Genomic DNA, 15,707 nt, shown 5'->3' with positions numbered 1-15,707 from the left:
CGGGGCGAGTGAACATCGCGGCATTGCTACCGGCGTCCCCAATCTGGATGAGGCGGAGAAAAAGCTTCGCCGTGCGGGTGAGGCATCTTCAGGAATCGTTGCCGGGCGCGAAGAAGCAGAGCAACTCGCCGGAATCGTCGATGCAGAGATGCCAGCGGCCATCCGGCGATTGCTTGGCCTTGTCCTTCGGGATCTCGAGCCTGAGCGGCTGCTTGCGTTCGCTGGACCACATCGGATGCTTGCCGGGCGCGATCGTGACGACGAAGCCGCCGGTGATTTCCCGCACGGCTTCCGCCTCGATCTGGGCGCAGTCGGAATCGAGGCAGCAATAGAACGGGTAATCCCAGCCGCTCGGAGCCTGATGGGCGAGCGCAACCGGCGCTCCCCCGATCAGGACGGCCGCGATCATCGAGGCAACAACACGCATCGGCCAGCCCTCGGCAGGAAAGCTGCGACCGGAAGGCGGCGAATGCGTGGCGGAGGCCCTGGACGCCTGAACGGAACGGGTTAGGCGCCCGATCCGTCGCCGTAGCGCTGCTCCATCTCCGCGCGCATGGCATCCGCATCGAGCAGCCGCGAGCCGGCCAGCCTGACCGACCGGACCTTCCCGCCTTGACGTTCCAGCGTGACTGTCTCGCCGGGGCTGTGGAAGCCGGAGGCACGGACGATGCGGCCGGTGTCGGGCGCTTCGATGGCGATTTCGGCGGCATCGAGGAAGGGCGTCAGCAAGGCCGGGGCGGCGCAGAGCACGCGATCGGCGACGGGAACGAGATCGGTCGCGCCCCAGAGCGTCCACCAGCGCCCGGCCCAGTCGCGCGTCCCGGCAGAGGGGCCGCCACGCTCGGCGAAGACCTTCAGGATATGGGCGACGCCGTCGAGCCAGGGATGGGCGAGGCCGTCGATCGCATTGGTCAGGACGGAGATCGTCAGGCCCTGCTTCGGGACGATGGCGGTGCGGGTGATGAAGCCCTGGAAGCCGCCGGAATGGCCGACCCAGCGCCAATCGCCTTCGCCACCGGAAATCGTGCCGAGGCCGTAATGGCGGCCGAGGCTGGATTCGTCGTCCGGCCAGAGCCGGCGCGTCATCTCGCGGCGGCTTTTGGCCGAGAGGATGCTGCGCTCGGCATGGGGCGAGAGCTGCGCGAAATAGCGGGCGAGATCGGCGGCGGTCCCGACGAAGCCGGTGGCGGACGCCATGGCATGGCAGTGATTATCGGCCGGGATGATTGCGCGCCGGCCGAGCAATTGTTTGCCGGTATGGCCCTTCGCCATCGGCCGCTGGCCCCAGAATTCGATATCGGCCGCGGTTTCGGCGAGGCCGACCTTGGCGACGACCTCATCGGTGATCCATGTGTTGTAGCTCTGGCCGGTCACGGCCTCGATTACGAGGCCGAGCAGGGCAAAGCCGTGGTTCGAGTACTTGAAGCGCTGCGAGCTGGGGAGGACCGGCGGCTTCGCGAGATCGGCGAGCAGTTCCGCCTTGCTGCAAAAGGGCTTGCGGTCGAGGAACTGGCCGGCATCGGGGCCGTCGCGCGTCAGGCCGGCGCTGTTGGAGAGCACCTGGCCGACAGTGACCTTGGCGATTTCGGGGTGCAAGCCCTCGATCAGGCTGCCGACCTCGTCATCGAGCCGCAGGCGGCCCTCGTCGACGAGGCGCAGGATGCCGGCCGAGGTGAAGCTCTTGGAATGCGAGGCGATGCGGAAGCCGTGGCGCGGCGTCAAGGCTTCGCCGGTGGCGAGGTTCGCGCTGCCGAAGGCGGCCTCCAGAACGACCTTGTCGCCATCGGCGATCGCCACGGCGCAGCCCGGCTGGTCATGGAAGCGGCGCTGGAAATCGAGCCAGGACGCGACATAGTCGAGGGCGGGAGCAAGCCACGGCTTCATGATCTCAGGTCCGTCACGGTTCCAGAAGACCATGAGCATGGCACGATTCCGCCGGTCGCCGACAACCACCGGATGGATGAGGCCTGCCATGTCCGCAGCGGCTGCTTTCGCTTGCCCTTCGTGGCCTGCCGTGGCATCGCTCCCGGCCAATTCGAAAGGACCCAGGACCGTGGACAAGACAGAACTCGCCAAGCTGGAAGGCTTTCTGCGCCGTACCTTCAACAACCACGCGATCAGCGTGCGCGCCCGGATGAAGAAGAACGACTCGGCCGAGGTTTATCTGGGCGAGGAGTACATCGGCATCATCCACGTCGATGACGAGGACGGTGACCGCTCCTTCAACTTCACCATGGCGATCCTCGACGTCGATCTCGAGGACTGAGGTCGCCAAAGCCGCCATGCTCGGGCTTGACCCGAGCATCTCGTGAAAAGAGGTTCCGGCCCTCTTCCTGCCTGAGCTTCTCGGGTCTGCGCTCCGCTTCGCCCGGGAATGACGTTCAGCCCTGCCGGATCAGCCCATCGAGCGTCCGCCTGACGCCGCCGAGCATCACGGCCCAGTCGGCGATGATGGCGCGGGGGAAGCGGATGTTCACGTCCATGCCGCGATGCTGGAAGGTGATGCGGCAGGGTTCATCGAGGCCGGAGCCGGTTTCGACCGGGCAGCGCGCGGCAAAGCCCTTGCCGTCGGGGACGGAGACGTAGAACTCGTCGTTCTCGAAGGGCGAGCCCTTGCGGAAGCCGCGCACCACGAGGCCGCCCGGATTCGACCAGACGGTCGGCGTCAGGAAGCGGGCATAGGTCGCGAGCTGCCGGGCCGGTTCGTTGACCCGGTCGGGTGGGCTCAAGGTGACCAGAAGCCGTTTGCGGTTTTCCGGTACGGCCGGGCCGAGGCTCGGCCAGTCCAGGCGCAGGCGGACCATGCCGACGAGCCGGCTCGTATCGCCATCATCATCGATACCGGTGAGGTCCTTCGGGATCATCAGGGCGACGTCGCCGACGCGGGCCGGTTGCGGGCCGGTCGTGGGATCCTCGCGGCGATGGGTCAGATAGACCGCAAGGGCGGTCGCCAGCACGCCAGCCGTCAGGATCAGCAGCATCGCCTTCAGAAGAGCGCCATCCGCGCGCGGGAGCGGGGCGGCCTGCTGCTGCAGGCGCATGCGCACCATCGAGGTGATATGCGCGGCCTGGTGGCCGGGCCGGTGATAGGGCAGCGATGCGGTCATTCCGGTGCCTTGTGATCAACTGGCACCACTGAATCACCGACGGCTTAATGCGACGTAAACCATAACCGCGCCGGTACGGTTAACCATCGGTAAACTCCGTCCTTCACAGTTCGTAAACCATGCGGCAGGCTCGGGCGTCGTTCCGTCGAGAGTCTGCGTCCGTGGCCATCCAGCCTTCCGCCATCGAGGCGCTCCAGTCCCTGTTCCTCGGCTTTGCCTTCGCCGGGTTGCTGGCGAGCGCGTTCGAGCTGTTCACGGCGCGGCGGGCCGATTTCAAGCTTCTGCAGGCCGGCGGACTTGCCGCTGTCGCCAGCGTGCCGGTGGTGGTCTTTTCCGCGCCCTTCCTGATCCTGCGCAACACGATGCATGGCCGGCAGGGCGCCGGGCGGCCGTTCTCCTTCGTCATGCTCGCGAGCATGACCGCGGCAATCTGGAGCCTGGTCTCGGGCCGCGTCGTACTCGACCTGCTGCATCTGCTCGGCGCTTGACGGCAGGCGCTGCCGGCCTGCAATCCTGAGGGCTCGAACCGTCAGGACAAGCCGATGCCCCTTTATGCGCTCGATGGAACAAGGCCGGAAACCGCGAAGGCGGGGGACTGGTGGCTCGCGCCCGATGCGCATGTGATCGGCCGGGTCCGATTGGCGGCCGGGGTCGGGATCTGGTTCGGCGCGGTGCTGCGTGGCGACAACGAGTGGATCACGATCGGCGAGGGCAGCAATCTTCAGGAAGGCTGCGTGCTCCATACCGACATGGGCTTTCCGCTGACGGTCGGCGCGAATTGCACGATCGGCCATCGTGCCATCCTGCATGGCTGCACGATCGGCGAGAACAGCCTGGTCGGCATGGGCGCGACCGTTCTCAACGGCGCCAAGATCGGCCGCAACAGCCTCGTCGGCGCCAATGCGCTGGTGACGGAGGGCAAGGAATTCCCTGATAACTCGCTGATCGTCGGCTCGCCGGCGCGAGCGGTGCGGACGCTCGACGAGAAGGCGGCGGAGGGGATCACGGCTTCGGCGCGCGCCTATGTCCAGCGCTGGCGGCAGTTCGCTGCCGGGCTCGAACGGCTGGATTGAACCGTAAAAGAAGCGGGCCGGCTTTCCACGGAGGAAAGCCGGCCCCTGGCGAAACCCGATCCTTGGGGACGGGTGGGTGGGGACGTGACCGAGCCTCGCCGTCGTCGTTACCGCAGCCCGAACAGGGCAGCGGCAATCTTCATCAACGCTGCACCGAGGCGACCGTCGGGGTCTGCGCGCCGCCGAGCGAGGTCCAGCCCGTGCGGTACTGGGACTCGCGCTTGACGTAGACGTAGCCGGTCTGGCTCCAGGGCAGGATGGCATTGCGCTTGTTGTCGAGGACGAAGTCGCCGCGATCGGTGCGGATCATCAGCACGGCATGGCCGGCATTCTCCTCGTCGATCACGACGGTGACCAGCATGGCGCGGCGCGGCAGGCCGGCCTCGGCGAGGCGTTTGCGCTTCAGGAGGACATAGTCCTCGCAATCGCCCTTGCCGTCCGTCGGGATATCCCAGCGGTCGACGACGCCCCAGTGATCCTGGTCGGTGATCGCCTCGATTTCGCGATTGGCATTGTTGTTGACCGCGACGATCGTCTTCCAGATCTTCGAATTCAGCTCGATCCGCTCGGCCTCGCGGGTGTCGACGCGGCATTCGGACGGCGTGCGCTTGCAGAAATCCGTCCAGGCGTAGGGCGCACGGGCGTCGCCCGAGGCTTCGGCCGGGAGGCTCGCGACAGGAATGCCGGCGGAGCCTTGGGCCCGAGCCATGTCTGCGCCGGTCATCATGACCATGGCGGCAAGAGCAGTACCAATCAGATTGCGGTGGAGTGAGAGCATGTCGTCCCCTTTCTGTCCCGGGGAGACGATGCGCGGCGGCGAATGGATTCGAGCTGAAATGGAAAGGTGCAATTTTATGTATTCGGCCCCTGCGGTGGCCAAGTAAAGATCAGCCTCAACCTTGTTCGAAGCCGAAAGTAACGATTTGCGTCGATCGTAAAACGGATCGTTAACCCTTAATTGTTCGTTGTGCTGAAAGAACTGATTAACCTACGCATTCGTTGCCGCGCCGGAGGGACCGAAAGGGCGGCTGCAGGTGTCCGAAACGCCATTGCCGCCGGATCGGTGGAACGTTGGCGGCCGATGCGCGATTGTTCCCGATCGAACCATGCGCGGAGGGCTGCGTCGCGATGAGTGCACTGACCATCTGGGCCTATGACTGGGTGCCCGAAGGGCCGCGCGGCTTCGTGCGCGACCTGAGGCTGCGCTGGGCCTGCGAGGAGGCGGGGCTCGCCTACGACGTCCGCACGATTCCGTTCGACGGACGCGAGACCAATCATCTCGCGCGCCAGCCCTTCGGCCAGATTCCGTTCCTGGACGATGGCGCGGTGAAGCTGTTCGAAAGCGGGGCGGGGCTGCTGCATCTGGCGCGGAAGAGCGAGGTGCTGATGCCGCTCGATCCGGTCGGGGAGGCGGAGGCGCTGCAATGGACACTGGCCGCGCTCAACTCGATCGAGATGGTCTCCGTGCCCTGGTGGTTCCTGACGGTCACCGGCGCTGCGGATAATCCGTTGACAGCGTGGATGGGCATGCGCCTGGGCCAGCTCGAACAGGTGCTGAGCGCGCGCGAATGGCTCGCAGCCGGCCGCTTCACCGTCGCGGATCTGCTGATGGCGGATGTGCTGCGGGTCGAGAAGGTTCGCGCCTTCGGCGACCGCCCGGCGAGCGAGGCCTATGTTGCACGCGTCACCGGCCGCCCGGCCTTCCGGAAGGCGCAGGCCGATCAGATCGCCTTGTTCAAGGCCGCCGACGCGAAGCGGCGTGCAGCGACGTGACGCGGAAGACGGCTTGAGCTCGCGATGCGGTCCTCAGAGCTCCAGGTTCTCGTCGAGCAGATCGGCCGAGAGCGGGAAGCGGAACTCGGCGGCATAGCCGCCGTCGAAGCGGCGGACGACGCGGGCGGGCGTCGTGCCCAAGCGAACCGGCGTGTTGATCGGCAGGTCGAGATCGCTGGAGAAGGCGGCGCCCGAGAGCGAGATGTCGATGATGCGGACGATATGCTCGGTGCCGTCATCCATCATCAGGACCGAACGCGGATTGCGCGGCACGATGCGCTCGTGGCGGCGATCCTCGGGCAGGCCGAGCTCTTCGCGATTGGCGAGCCAGGTCAATTGCGCCGTGAATTTCTCGCGCTTGCGGCTGGTCGCGGTGATGGTCATCGCGAAGCCTTCGGCCGTGGTGCGCACGCAGGCGCCCTCGATGCGGCCGAGATGCTCGAGATAGACGATGACGCGCTCGCCGGGCTTGGCCTTGGCTGGCGCCGCGAGATGGACCCCGCCAGGAGAAATGTCGATCGACTGGCAGGGGTATTCCATGCGGTTCGGCAGCATGTAGCGGCCCAACAACACCACTTTCATACGGTAGTGCCGCCTGCGCTCGGCAGGGAAAGCAGCCGCACGGGGCGTTTTGAGGGCGTTCAACATCAATAACCGACCTAGATTCCCCGATGATCCTAGGCGGGTTTCGGTTAACGTAACGTTCCGATCAGGCCCGCCCGCCCGGTAATACCACGAGACGGGGCGGTTCGGCACGGCGTGGCGCGACAGGTGGGCGTGCGGCTGCCGCGGGCCAGAGCATCCTGAGCGAGATCATCCGCATCGATTCGATGGTGTCGAGGCCGAGCCAGTCCGGCGACAGGGCAGGCGAGAGCGCGCCCAGAACGCGGGCATGGGTGCGGCCCCGGTAGCGCAGCGGCAGCAGCAGCAGCTCGAGATAGATCGGCGCGCCGGTCACCGACTTGCCGGAGAGGCCGGCGACCGCACCGGCGCTCTCGTCCATCACCGTCTGGACGAGGCGGCGCATGTCGCCCTGGGCTTCGACATCGGCCCAGAGCGCCGTGAAGGCCCGCCCGCGAAGCTCTTGGCCGATCAGGGCGCAGAGCCGCGTCCCGGCGAGCCGGAAGACCGGGCCGATCGGCTCGTTCTCCAGCACGAAGGTATCGGCAAGGGCATGCCGCAAGGCGCCCGGCTCGATCTCGCCGCGCTCAGGCGCGGCCCGGTCGCCGCGCAACCCGTCCCAATATTCGAAAACCAGACGTGTGCTCGCGTTCTTCATCCTGTGCCCATATCGCCCGTCTGTCTCTCCCTGGAGCGGCCCTGCGTCCGAAGACGACGCGGATCCGTGCGAAAGGAGGACGAATCAATCTCTAGGAAGACCGCTGACGCATTCGCCGTGCCGTCTTGCCACCCCGGGGTGAGTCGGGGGAGGCGGCAGGGCCGTTAGGGTTAATCAAGTGTTGAGATTGTGGATGATCGTTAAAATGCGCATGAATTGGCGCGAAATTCGCCGATGCGCGCAGCATCCGCAGCACGAGGTGGAGGGGGGCGTGAGCCAGCCGTCCGGCACGAACGGGCGGCCTCACAGCCGGCGGAAAAGGGGACGGCGCGAGCCGCTCCCCTTTTCGTTGAGTCGGGCCGGCCTTCCGCTTGCGCCGTGCCGGTGCTTCGGCAAGTGTGACGGCCGCATGGCTTCCCAATATTCTCCCCCGCCGGGGCGCGAGCCCGTCTTCAACCTGCCGTCGGTCGTCGTCTGGCTGCTGGCCGTCCTGGTCCTGATCCAGGCCGGCCGCTCGCTGCTGTCGGATTATGACGACTACGTGCTGATGTCCTGGCTCGCCTTCGTGCCGGCGCGGCTGACGCTGTGGCTCTCGCCGGGGCGGATCGACGATGTCGTCGGTGCGATGGCGCAGCTCACGAGCGGGCAGGACGTGGTCGAGCGCCTGCAACTCGTCAGGCTGCTGCTGGCCGATGGCGGGGTCCGGCTCTGGACCGTCCTGAGCTACGGCTTCCTGCACGGCTCCTGGCTGCATCTTGTTTCCAACGCGGTCTGGCTCGCCGCTTTCGGCAGCCCCGTCGCGCGGCGACTCGGGCCGGGGCGCTTCCTCAACCTGATGGCCCTGGCGACCATTGGCGGCGCGCTGCTGCACTGGTGGTCGCGCGATCTCGACGTTCTGCCGCTTGTCGGCGCGTCTGCCGGTATCTCGGGGGCGACGGCGGCCGCGATCCGCTTCGTCTTCGCGCCGGGCCTGCGCTTCGGAGAGCTGGGCGACGACGCGGTCGTCCGGGCGATCCCGGCCGAGCCATTCGGCCAGCTCTGGCGCAATTCCCGCGCCCTGCTGTTCATAGCGGTCTGGTTCGTGACGAACATCCTGTTCGGCGCCGGCCTCGTGCCGATCTTCGGCGAGGAGACCAGCATCGCCTGGGAGGCCCATATCGGGGGCTTCGTCGTCGGGCTGCTGCTGTTTCCGTTGCTGGACCGGGGACGGCAGTCGCGCTGAAAAGCGGCGCACGGCCTCCCGGCGGGCTCTTTAGAATCATTTTCGGGAACCTTGCCTGCGCCAAGGTCTTCGCCCACACTCTCCATCATTGCGAAGCACTTCCCGAGCCGGCCCGGCATGAAGAGTTTTGCCGGCCCTCGCGAAGTTCCAGCGAAACCGCGCGCCGGCAACGGCGCGCCTGCGAGGAGGGATGGTCCATGAATGTCGAGCAGTTGCTGAGCGGCAAGGGGCACGACGTGATCTCGGTGCAGCCGCATCGGACGCTGGCCGAGGCGATCCGGACCCTCAGCGAGAAGCGCATCGGCGCCGTCGTGGTCATGGGAGCGGACGGAGCGCTGGTGGGCATCCTGTCCGAGCGCGACATCATCCGGGCGCTCGGCGAACTGGGTCCGGGCGCTCTGGAGAGCGCGGTCTCGCGCTCGATGACCTCGAAGGTCGTGACCTGCCGGCCGCAGACCAGCGTCGACGAACTGATGGAGATCATGACGATGGGGCGCTTCCGCCACGTTCCGGTCGTGGAGAGCGGCCGTGTGACCGGCATCGTCTCGATCGGGGACGTGGTGAAGCACCGGGTCGCGGCGATCGAGGCCGAGAGCAAGGCGATGCGCGACTATATCGCGATGGCCTGACGGAGCGTGACGCTGCCGGGGAGCTTCAGCTCTCCGGCGCGATATGATTGGCGGCGACGAGGGTTGCGATATCGTCGAGTGCCCGCCGTGCCGCCTGCCGCCCGAGTTCGATCGTCTCTCCGGCGCGATGGAAGTCGAACAGGCCGATGCGGCCGAGCTTGGGGCCGATCATGATGTCGGGCGGATCGCCCGCCAGCCGCGAGCGCGAGATCCGGTCCTGCGTGATGTTGAAGGCGTCGATCATCACGCCGGCCAGGCCGGGGCGGTTTTCGGCCGGGCGGCCGACGATGTTGCGGACACGCTTGGCGGCGCCGCTGATGCCGTCATACCAGCGCGGCTCGGGCTCGACCCGCAGCTCCGGCACGAGCGGGTCGGGATCGGAACTCTGGTCCTGGATCGTCGTTCCGCGGCCGGTGAGGTCGCTGTTGAGGTTGACGCAGATCACCACATCGGCGCCTAGCGCGCGCGCTGCCGTGACCGGCACCGGATTGACCAGCGCGCCGTCCATCAGCCAGCGGCCGCCGAGCTTTACGGGATCGAAGATGCCGGGCAGGGCATAGGAGGCGGTCAGTGCCTCGACCAGCGGGCCACGGGTCAGCCAGATCTCATGGCCGAAGCCGAGTTCGGTCGCGACCGCGACGAAGCGATGGTCGAGGTCTTCGATCCGGAGGCCGTTGAGATGCTGTTCGAGCAGGCGCTTCAGGCGCCCGCCGGAGATCAGCCCGGCGCCGCCGATATGGAAATCCATCAGGCCGACGATGCGGCGCTTGGTCATGCTGGTGGCGAATTCGCTGAGCTCGGGCAGCTTGCCGGCTGCGAGACAGCCGCCGACCACGGCGCCGATCGAGGTTCCGGCAATGACATCGGGGGCGAAACCGGCCTCGATCAGCACTTCGAGCGCGCCGATATGGGCCCAGCCGCGCGCCGCGCCGCCGCCGAGCGCAAGGCCGATCTTCGGCCTGACCAGGCCCGGCTGTCCCTCGAACGGGCGCATATCGTTCATTGCGGCACCACCTCCGCCGAGACCAAAGGCTCGCCGCGCGACACCATCCCACCGCATGGACTTGTCCCTCCGTGGACGAAGAGGGTCTCAGAAGCCGATGAGCGAAAGATGAACGGCGAGCCTCCGGCGATTATCGCCTCTCTTTGACGGATCCGTGAAGGCATGCCGGCGGCATCGCCGATGTGCATCGGGTTCAGAGGCGGTCCGAGAACCGAGCCCTCATCCTGAGGAGGCCAGCAGGGCCGTCTCGAGGGATGTTCCAGGTGTTTCCGGAGCCTCCTGAAGCATCCTTCGAGACGCCGTTCCTGACGAAACGGCTCCTCAGGATGAGGGCTCGCGGAATCTCCAGGTGGGTTCTCCACTCCGTCAGTCGCAGAGGATGAGCGGTTTCTCCGCCTCGCCCCGCAGCGGCTGGACGCGGTAGAAGCAGGAGCAGCGCCCGGTATGGCAGCAGCCGCCGTCGCCGCCGACCTTCACCTTGATCCAGAGCGCATCCTGGTCGCAATCGATCCGCATCTCGACAATGGTCTGGATCTGGCCGGAGGTCGCGCCCTTGTGCCAGAGTTCCCGGCGCGAGCGCGACCAGTACCAGGCCTCGCCGGTCTCGATCGAGCGCTTGAGCGCTTCGGCATTCATATGGGCGACCATCAGCACCGCGCCGCTATCGGCCTCCGTCGCGACGACGGTGACGAGGCCGTTCGCGTCGAAGCGGGGGCTCAGCGCCGTACCCTCCTCGAGGGCATGCTTGTCGGGCGCGGCGGGGAAGAGGCTCATCTGGGCTCCGGGCAAAGGCAGTCACGCGCCTTGTAGGGGAACGACAAGGCGCGGCCAACCGGGGCCATCAAAGCCCCGGCGACTTCACCATCGTGAAGAAGCGGACCTGCTCGGCCGGATCGTTACGGAAGACGCCGCGATATTGCGTCGTCATCGTCGAGGAGCCCTGCTTCTGCACGCCGCGCATCGACATGCACATATGCTCGGCCTCGACGAGGATGGCGATCCCGCGCGGCTCCAGCACCTCCTCGATCACGTCGGCGATCTGGGCCGTCATGGTCTCCTGCGTCTGCAGGCGGCGGGCATAGACGTCGACGATGCGGGCGAGCTTCGACAGGCCGACAACGCCCTTCGAGGGGTAGTAGCCGATATGCGCCTTGCCGACGAAGGGCACCATGTGGTGCTCGCAATGCGAATAGAACGGGATGTCACGGACGAGGACCATGTCGCTGTAGCCCTCGACCTCCTCGAAGACGCGGTCGAGGATATGGTGCGGATCCTCGGCATAGCCCTTGTAGAATTCCTTGTAGGCCTTCGCGACGCGACGCGGCGTGTCGGTCAGGCCTTCGCGCGACGGATCGTCGCCCGCCCAGAGCAAGAGCGTGCGGACAGCGGCCTCGGCCTCTTCCTGCGTGGGCTTGCGGACCAGAAACTTGTCAGCGGAGGGGCCGATGGCCCCCTCGACGGACAAGGACTTAACCACAGGGATCATGTGGTGCCTCCCGTTGGGACGATGAAGCATCGCGAGCTGCCCCTCAAAGGCTGCAACTCCCGAGGCCGGAACGACAAGTCTGATACCTCGCGGCGGGAGAGGCATTCAGGCTCTCCCATCATACGACGATCGACCCTATATTGGATCTGCGTGCCGGTCATTCCAGACCGGCGAGAGATCGAACCATGCTGGACGACGTCTACAACAAGCGCATCCTCTCGCTTGCCGCCAACATCCCCCTGCTGCAGCGCCTGCCTTCGCCCGATGCCACGGCGCGCGCGCATTCGAAGCTATGCGGCTCGACCGTGACAGTCGATGTCACCATGGCAGGCGATGTCGTCACCGGCTTCGGCCACGAGGTGAAGGCCTGCGCGCTCGGGCAAGCCTCGTCCTCGATCATGGCGCGCCATGTCGTCGGCTCGACGGCGGCGGAATTGCGGGAGGTGCGCGAGCAGGCCCGCGCGATCCTGAAGGAGAATGCCGAGCCGCCCGCGGGCAAATGGGCCGATCTCGGCGTGCTCGTGCCGGTGCGCGACTTCAAGGCGCGGCACGCCTCGACGATGCTGACCTTCGATGCGGTTGTCGATGCGATCGACCAGATCGAGGCCAAGCGACGCGAGGCCGCGGCTTAGAGCATCGGACTGAATATCGTATTCAGTCCGATGCTCTAGCTCTTTGATTTCGCATCGGCTTTTCCCGAAAACCGCGTTCCGCTTTTCGGGCCGATGCTCTAGCGACGCGTCACTTCACGCCGAAGGCGGTGCGGATTTCCGGTATGGTTTCGTCGTAGCGCACCTTGAAGGCCCGGTCCGCGAGCAGGGCCTTGGCAACGGCGCGGCCGACCTTGTCGCCTGCGACAAGGTCGCTCGGATAATGGAAGCCGCAGATCAGCCGGCTTTCGCCATAGCTCTTCACCCGCTCTTCCAGCTTGTCGGACAATTCGGGCGCTGCGGTCTTCAGCAATTCGGCATAGAGTGCCGCGGTCGCTGCGTGTCCGGAGGGGAAGGAGGTGCCTTCCGGGCGGGCGCCGGGGCAGGGCTTGACGCGGACCTTCGCCCAGAGCTGGAACGGGCGCTGGCGGCTGGTCAGGCGATGGACGCTCTTCAGGAGGATGCCGAGCTCGACCTGCGCCTCGCGAAACAGCAGCCGGACCTCGCGATGAGTGCCGTCGACATAGCCCGTGTCCATGCCATTCAGGAAGTTCACCAGCGCGAGGCGCTGGTCGGCGATGGCGGCCTTCTCGCGCTCGGGCGTGCGGCTTGCACTGATCTGCTGCACCTGCTCGAACTCGGCCTTGCCCTCGGGGCTGTTCTGCGCCGGCGGCAGGCCGATGATCTTGGCGATGTCGAGCTTGGCGCCGTCGAGCCAGAGCAGGTAAGGCCGTTGCTGGGCCGAGGCCGGCATGGCGAGGCCGAGACCAAGGGCCAGCCCGGCGCCGAGCAGGGCTTTGCGAACGAGGGCTTGGCGAAAGCGAGCGGCGCGCATCATGTGTCCGGTATCGAGCAAGGGAAGCGGTTCTGATTGTGGCTGAACGAAACGAAGCAGACGATCTATTCCAGCGTCTCTTTGTTAAGCAAAGATGTTCGCTGCTGCGAAGCGTGGCGTTTTTCCCCAGAAAGGCCGCACATTTCGCCATTCGCGGCTATCAACTGAGCCTGTCCATGCTGGTCGGGCGGCATTGCCGGCACTGGCCGAGCTGCTCGGCCTATACCGACGAGGCGATCCTGCGCTACGGGCTGTGGCGCGGCGGCTGGGTCGGGTTTGCCCGTATCTGCCGCTGCAACCCATGGGGCACGAGCGGCGTCGACATCGTCTGCGAGGCATTGCCGCCCGCGGCGAGGTGGTATAGGCCGTGGTCCTATGGCCGCTGGCGCGGAACAAACGTGCCGGCGGCTTTCGATTCCGACGCCGAACCGGCCACGGGCGGCGGAACGCAATCCTCACATTCGTAGCCGGCCTAGTCTTACGGGGCTTGTATCCCCGAGTGAGCAGGATAGCGATCCATGACGATCTCCCTGACATTTCCCGATGGCGCCAAGCGCGAATTCCCCTCCGGCATCACCGGGGCTGAACTTGCCAAGGGCATCTCTCCCTCCCTGCTGAAGCGCACCGTCGCGATGGCGCTCGACGGCACCGTCGTCGACCTCGCCGACCCGATCACTGCCGACGCGAAGATCGAGTTCCTGAACCGGGAAGACCCGCGTTCGCTCGAACTGATCCGGCATGACACCGCCCACGTCCTCGCCGAGGCCGTGCAGGAGCTATTTCCCGGCACGCAGGTGACGATCGGCCCGGTGATCGAGAACGGGTTCTTCTACGATTTCGCCCGCAACGAGCCCTTCACGCCGGAGGACTTCCCGGCGATCGAGAAGAAGATGCGCGAGATCATCGCGCGCGACAAACCCTTCACCAAGGACGTCTGGAGCCGCGACAAGGCCAAGGATTTCTTCGCCAAGAAGGGCGAGGCCTACAAGGTCGAGCTGGTCGATGCGATTCCCGCCGACCAGACTTTGAAGATGTATGCGCAGGGCGACTGGATCGATCTCTGCCGCGGCCCGCACATGACCTCGGTCGGCAAGGTCGGCAACGCCTTCAAGCTGATGAAGACGGCCGGCGCCTATTGGCGCGGCAACTCCGACAACGCGATGCTGACCCGCATCTACGGCACGGCCTTCGCAAAGCAGGAAGAGCTCGACGCCTATCTCAAGCAGCTCGAGGAGGCGGAGAAGCGCGACCACCGCAAGCTCGGCCGGGAGATGGACCTGTTCCATTTCCAGGAGGAGGGACCGGGCGTCGTGTTCTGGCACTCCAAGGGCTGGCGGCTGTTCCAGGAGATCATCGCCTATATGCGCCGGCGCCTCGCCGCCGACTACGAGGAGGTGAATGCGCCGCAGATCCTCGACAAGTCGCTCTGGGAGACCTCGGGCCACTGGGGTTGGTACCAGGACAACATGTTCGCGGTGAAGTCGGCTGCGGCGTTCGAGAACCCCGCCGATGCCGAGCGCGACCATCGCGTCTTCGCGCTGAAGCCGATGAACTGCCCGGGCCATGTGCAGATCTTCAAGCACGGGCTGAAGAGCTATCGCGATCTGCCGATCCGGCTTGCTGAATTCGGCAACGTCCATCGCTACGAGCCCTCGGGCGCGCTGCACGGGCTGATGCGCGTGCGCGGCTTCACGCAGGACGACGCGCATATCTTCTGCACGGAGGAGCAGCTCGCGGCCGAGTGCCTGAAGATCAACGACCTGATCCTGTCGGTCTACGAAGATTTCGGCTTCACCGACGACCTCGTCATCAAGCTCTCGACGCGGCCCGAGAAGCGTGTCGGTTCTGACGCGGTCTGGGACCATGCCGAGCAGGTCATGACCAGCGTGCTGGAGAAGATCGCGGCCCAATCCGGCAACCGGATCAAGACCGAGATCAATCCGGGCGAGGGCGCCTTCTACGGGCCGAAATTCGAGTATGTCCTGCGCGACGCCATCGGCCGCGACTGGCAATGCGGCACGACGCAGGTGGACTTCAACCTGCCGGAGCGTTTCGGCGCCTTCTATATCGGCGCCGATGGCGAGAAGAAGCAGCCGGTGATGGTCCACCGCGCGATCTGCGGCTCGCTGGAGCGTTTCACCGGCATCCTGATCGAGCACCATGCCGGGCATTTCCCGCTCTGGCTGGCGCCCGAGCAGATCGTGGTCTGCCCGATCACCTCGGAGGCCGATGCCTATGCCGAGGAGGTGACGATGGCCCTGATGGGTGCCGGCCTGCGCGCCCGCGCCGACCTGCGCAACGAGAAGATCTCGTACAAGGTGCGCGAGCATTCGCTGGCCAAGGTCCCGGTCATCCTCGCCGTCGGCAAGCGCGAAGCCGAGGAGAAGACCGTGACGGTCCGCCGCCTCGGCAGCCAGGCGCAGACGGTGATGACGCTGTCGGAGGCGGTCGCGGCGCTGAGCGACGAGGCGCTGGCGCCGGATCTGGCGCGCAAGAAGGCCGTGAAGGCGGGCTGATCTCGTCCGCAACAATCGTCATTCCGGGGCGCGCCAAAGGCGCGAGCCCGGAACCCACGACCGGGCGAGCCGCTCGTAACAGAGCGTTGGATGTTTCACCCAGTCGTGGGTTCCGGGTTCTTCACTGCGCGAAG

At 66.2% G+C, this 15,707-nt stretch carries 19 protein-coding genes; 9 read left to right on the top strand and 10 right to left on the bottom strand.

The annotated features are described in order from the left end of the window. Positions 1-88: 88 nt before the first annotated feature. Both ACFJGT_RS13810 and ACFJGT_RS13805 read right to left on the bottom strand, forming a co-directional pair. Complete coding sequence (locus ACFJGT_RS13810; RefSeq protein ID WP_377838515.1) at positions 89-427, bottom strand: hypothetical protein; 339 nt, start codon at positions 425-427, stop codon at positions 89-91. A gap of 80 nt (positions 428-507) precedes the next feature. Continuing rightward, positions 508-1,923, bottom strand: a complete 1,416-nt coding sequence (locus ACFJGT_RS13805) for a serine hydrolase domain-containing protein (RefSeq protein WP_377838514.1) — start codon at positions 1,921-1,923, stop codon at positions 508-510. 130 nt (positions 1,924-2,053) lie between these two features. Here ACFJGT_RS13805 and ACFJGT_RS13800 point away from each other — a divergent pair, with 130 nt between their 5' ends. Continuing rightward, a complete protein-coding gene (locus ACFJGT_RS13800; protein WP_377838513.1) occupies positions 2,054-2,266 on the top strand; it encodes a DUF3126 family protein in 213 nt (70 codons plus the stop codon). A 115-nt stretch (positions 2,267-2,381) separates the two neighbouring features. Here the strand turns inward: ACFJGT_RS13800 and ACFJGT_RS13795 are convergent, their stop codons facing one another. Further along, a complete protein-coding gene (locus ACFJGT_RS13795; protein WP_377838512.1) occupies positions 2,382-3,107 on the bottom strand; it encodes a hypothetical protein in 726 nt (241 codons plus the stop codon). 161 nt (positions 3,108-3,268) lie between these two features. Here ACFJGT_RS13795 and ACFJGT_RS13790 point away from each other — a divergent pair, with 161 nt between their 5' ends. Together ACFJGT_RS13790 and ACFJGT_RS13785 are read left to right on the top strand one after the other, a co-directional pair. Beyond that, on the top strand, positions 3,269-3,595 hold the full coding sequence (locus ACFJGT_RS13790; protein WP_377838511.1) for a DUF6949 family protein: 327 nt from the start codon (positions 3,269-3,271) through the stop codon (positions 3,593-3,595). 54 nt (positions 3,596-3,649) lie between these two features. Beyond that, positions 3,650-4,180: a gamma carbonic anhydrase family protein gene (locus tag ACFJGT_RS13785; protein WP_377838510.1), complete on the top strand. Its 531-nt coding sequence runs from the start codon at positions 3,650-3,652 to the stop codon at positions 4,178-4,180. Positions 4,181-4,322: 142 nt separating this feature from the next. On the opposite strand, the gene ACFJGT_RS13780 is transcribed toward ACFJGT_RS13785, so the two are convergent. Beyond that, positions 4,323-4,889, bottom strand: coding sequence for a transglutaminase-like cysteine peptidase (locus tag ACFJGT_RS13780; protein ID WP_377838509.1), 567 nt, complete (start codon positions 4,887-4,889; stop codon positions 4,323-4,325). Between the two features lie 419 nt (positions 4,890-5,308). Here ACFJGT_RS13780 and ACFJGT_RS13775 point away from each other — a divergent pair, with 419 nt between their 5' ends. Beyond that, positions 5,309-5,953, top strand: a complete 645-nt coding sequence (locus ACFJGT_RS13775) for a glutathione S-transferase family protein (protein ID WP_377838508.1) — start codon at positions 5,309-5,311, stop codon at positions 5,951-5,953. A 33-nt stretch (positions 5,954-5,986) separates the two neighbouring features. Here ACFJGT_RS13775 and ACFJGT_RS13770 read toward each other — a convergent pair whose 3' ends face one another. After that, complete coding sequence (locus tag ACFJGT_RS13770; protein ID WP_377838507.1) at positions 5,987-6,601, bottom strand: PilZ domain-containing protein; 615 nt, start codon at positions 6,599-6,601, stop codon at positions 5,987-5,989. Between the two features lie 61 nt (positions 6,602-6,662). Further along, positions 6,663-7,232, bottom strand: a complete 570-nt coding sequence (locus tag ACFJGT_RS13765) for a PAS domain-containing protein (RefSeq protein WP_377838506.1) — start codon at positions 7,230-7,232, stop codon at positions 6,663-6,665. Between the two features lie 409 nt (positions 7,233-7,641). Here ACFJGT_RS13765 and ACFJGT_RS13760 point away from each other — a divergent pair, with 409 nt between their 5' ends. Together ACFJGT_RS13760 and ACFJGT_RS13755 are read left to right on the top strand one after the other, a co-directional pair. After that, on the top strand, positions 7,642-8,454 hold the full coding sequence (locus tag ACFJGT_RS13760; protein ID WP_377838505.1) for a rhomboid family intramembrane serine protease: 813 nt from the start codon (positions 7,642-7,644) through the stop codon (positions 8,452-8,454). 197 nt (positions 8,455-8,651) lie between these two features. Then, complete coding sequence (locus tag ACFJGT_RS13755) at positions 8,652-9,083, top strand: CBS domain-containing protein (RefSeq protein WP_377838504.1); 432 nt, start codon at positions 8,652-8,654, stop codon at positions 9,081-9,083. A gap of 25 nt (positions 9,084-9,108) precedes the next feature. Here ACFJGT_RS13755 and ACFJGT_RS13750 read toward each other — a convergent pair whose 3' ends face one another. The 3 genes from ACFJGT_RS13750 to folE form a co-directional block, all read right to left on the bottom strand. Then, a complete protein-coding gene (locus ACFJGT_RS13750; protein WP_377838503.1) occupies positions 9,109-10,086 on the bottom strand; it encodes a patatin-like phospholipase family protein in 978 nt (325 codons plus the stop codon). Between the two features lie 366 nt (positions 10,087-10,452). Further along, positions 10,453-10,860, bottom strand: a complete 408-nt coding sequence (gene hisI, locus ACFJGT_RS13745) for a phosphoribosyl-AMP cyclohydrolase (protein ID WP_377838502.1) — start codon at positions 10,858-10,860, stop codon at positions 10,453-10,455. A gap of 67 nt (positions 10,861-10,927) precedes the next feature. Next, entirely contained in the window at positions 10,928-11,572 is a 645-nt protein-coding gene (folE, locus tag ACFJGT_RS13740) for a GTP cyclohydrolase I FolE (RefSeq protein WP_377838501.1), read from the bottom strand. Positions 11,573-11,757: 185 nt separating this feature from the next. Here folE and ACFJGT_RS13735 point away from each other — a divergent pair, with 185 nt between their 5' ends. Further along, on the top strand, positions 11,758-12,204 hold the full coding sequence (locus ACFJGT_RS13735) for an iron-sulfur cluster assembly scaffold protein (protein WP_377838500.1): 447 nt from the start codon (positions 11,758-11,760) through the stop codon (positions 12,202-12,204). Positions 12,205-12,313: 109 nt separating this feature from the next. Here the strand turns inward: ACFJGT_RS13735 and ACFJGT_RS13730 are convergent, their stop codons facing one another. After that, a complete protein-coding gene (locus tag ACFJGT_RS13730; protein ID WP_377838499.1) occupies positions 12,314-13,060 on the bottom strand; it encodes a phosphatase PAP2 family protein in 747 nt (248 codons plus the stop codon). 110 nt (positions 13,061-13,170) lie between these two features. Between ACFJGT_RS13730 and yidD the strand changes: the two genes are divergently transcribed. After that, positions 13,171-13,524, top strand: a complete 354-nt coding sequence (gene yidD / locus ACFJGT_RS13725) for a membrane protein insertion efficiency factor YidD (RefSeq protein ID WP_377848981.1) — start codon at positions 13,171-13,173, stop codon at positions 13,522-13,524. A 51-nt stretch (positions 13,525-13,575) separates the two neighbouring features. Further along, complete coding sequence (gene thrS, locus ACFJGT_RS13720; RefSeq protein ID WP_377838498.1) at positions 13,576-15,573, top strand: threonine--tRNA ligase; 1,998 nt, start codon at positions 13,576-13,578, stop codon at positions 15,571-15,573. Positions 15,574-15,707: the final 134 nt, after the last annotated feature.

Origin of the sequence: Allobosea sp. UC22_33 (assembly GCF_042700715.1) — a bacterium.
GTDB lineage: Bacteria > Pseudomonadota > Alphaproteobacteria > Rhizobiales > Beijerinckiaceae > Allobosea.
The sequence above is the reverse complement of the archived record's forward strand: the minus strand, read 5'-3'. Positions and strand labels throughout refer to the sequence as shown.

What these genes read in the sequence shown, in the direction of transcription:
- ACFJGT_RS13810 (WP_377838515.1), bottom strand. Translation starts at nt 427, where the DNA reads ATGCGTGTTGTTGCCTCGATGATCGCGGCCGTCCTGATCGGGGGAGCG.
- ACFJGT_RS13805 (WP_377838514.1), bottom strand. Translation starts at nt 1,923, where the DNA reads ATGCTCATGGTCTTCTGGAACCGTGACGGACCTGAGATCATGAAGCCG.
- ACFJGT_RS13795 (WP_377838512.1), bottom strand. Translation starts at nt 3,107, where the DNA reads ATGACCGCATCGCTGCCCTATCACCGGCCCGGCCACCAGGCCGCGCAT.
- ACFJGT_RS13785 (WP_377838510.1), top strand. Translation starts at nt 3,650, where the DNA reads ATGCCCCTTTATGCGCTCGATGGAACAAGGCCGGAAACCGCGAAGGCG.
- ACFJGT_RS13780 (WP_377838509.1), bottom strand. Translation starts at nt 4,889, where the DNA reads ATGGCTCGGGCCCAAGGCTCCGCCGGCATTCCTGTCGCGAGCCTCCCG.
- ACFJGT_RS13775 (WP_377838508.1), top strand. Translation starts at nt 5,309, where the DNA reads ATGAGTGCACTGACCATCTGGGCCTATGACTGGGTGCCCGAAGGGCCG.
- ACFJGT_RS13770 (WP_377838507.1), bottom strand. Translation starts at nt 6,601, where the DNA reads ATGTTGAACGCCCTCAAAACGCCCCGTGCGGCTGCTTTCCCTGCCGAG.
- ACFJGT_RS13765 (WP_377838506.1), bottom strand. Translation starts at nt 7,232, where the DNA reads ATGAAGAACGCGAGCACACGTCTGGTTTTCGAATATTGGGACGGGTTG.
- ACFJGT_RS13760 (WP_377838505.1), top strand. Translation starts at nt 7,642, where the DNA reads ATGGCTTCCCAATATTCTCCCCCGCCGGGGCGCGAGCCCGTCTTCAAC.
- ACFJGT_RS13755 (WP_377838504.1), top strand. Translation starts at nt 8,652, where the DNA reads ATGAATGTCGAGCAGTTGCTGAGCGGCAAGGGGCACGACGTGATCTCG.
- ACFJGT_RS13750 (WP_377838503.1), bottom strand. Translation starts at nt 10,086, where the DNA reads ATGAACGATATGCGCCCGTTCGAGGGACAGCCGGGCCTGGTCAGGCCG.
- hisI (WP_377838502.1), bottom strand. Translation starts at nt 10,860, where the DNA reads ATGAGCCTCTTCCCCGCCGCGCCCGACAAGCATGCCCTCGAGGAGGGT.
- folE (WP_377838501.1), bottom strand. Translation starts at nt 11,572, where the DNA reads ATGATCCCTGTGGTTAAGTCCTTGTCCGTCGAGGGGGCCATCGGCCCC.
- ACFJGT_RS13735 (WP_377838500.1), top strand. Translation starts at nt 11,758, where the DNA reads ATGCTGGACGACGTCTACAACAAGCGCATCCTCTCGCTTGCCGCCAAC.
- ACFJGT_RS13730 (WP_377838499.1), bottom strand. Translation starts at nt 13,060, where the DNA reads ATGATGCGCGCCGCTCGCTTTCGCCAAGCCCTCGTTCGCAAAGCCCTG.
- thrS (WP_377838498.1), top strand. Translation starts at nt 13,576, where the DNA reads ATGACGATCTCCCTGACATTTCCCGATGGCGCCAAGCGCGAATTCCCC.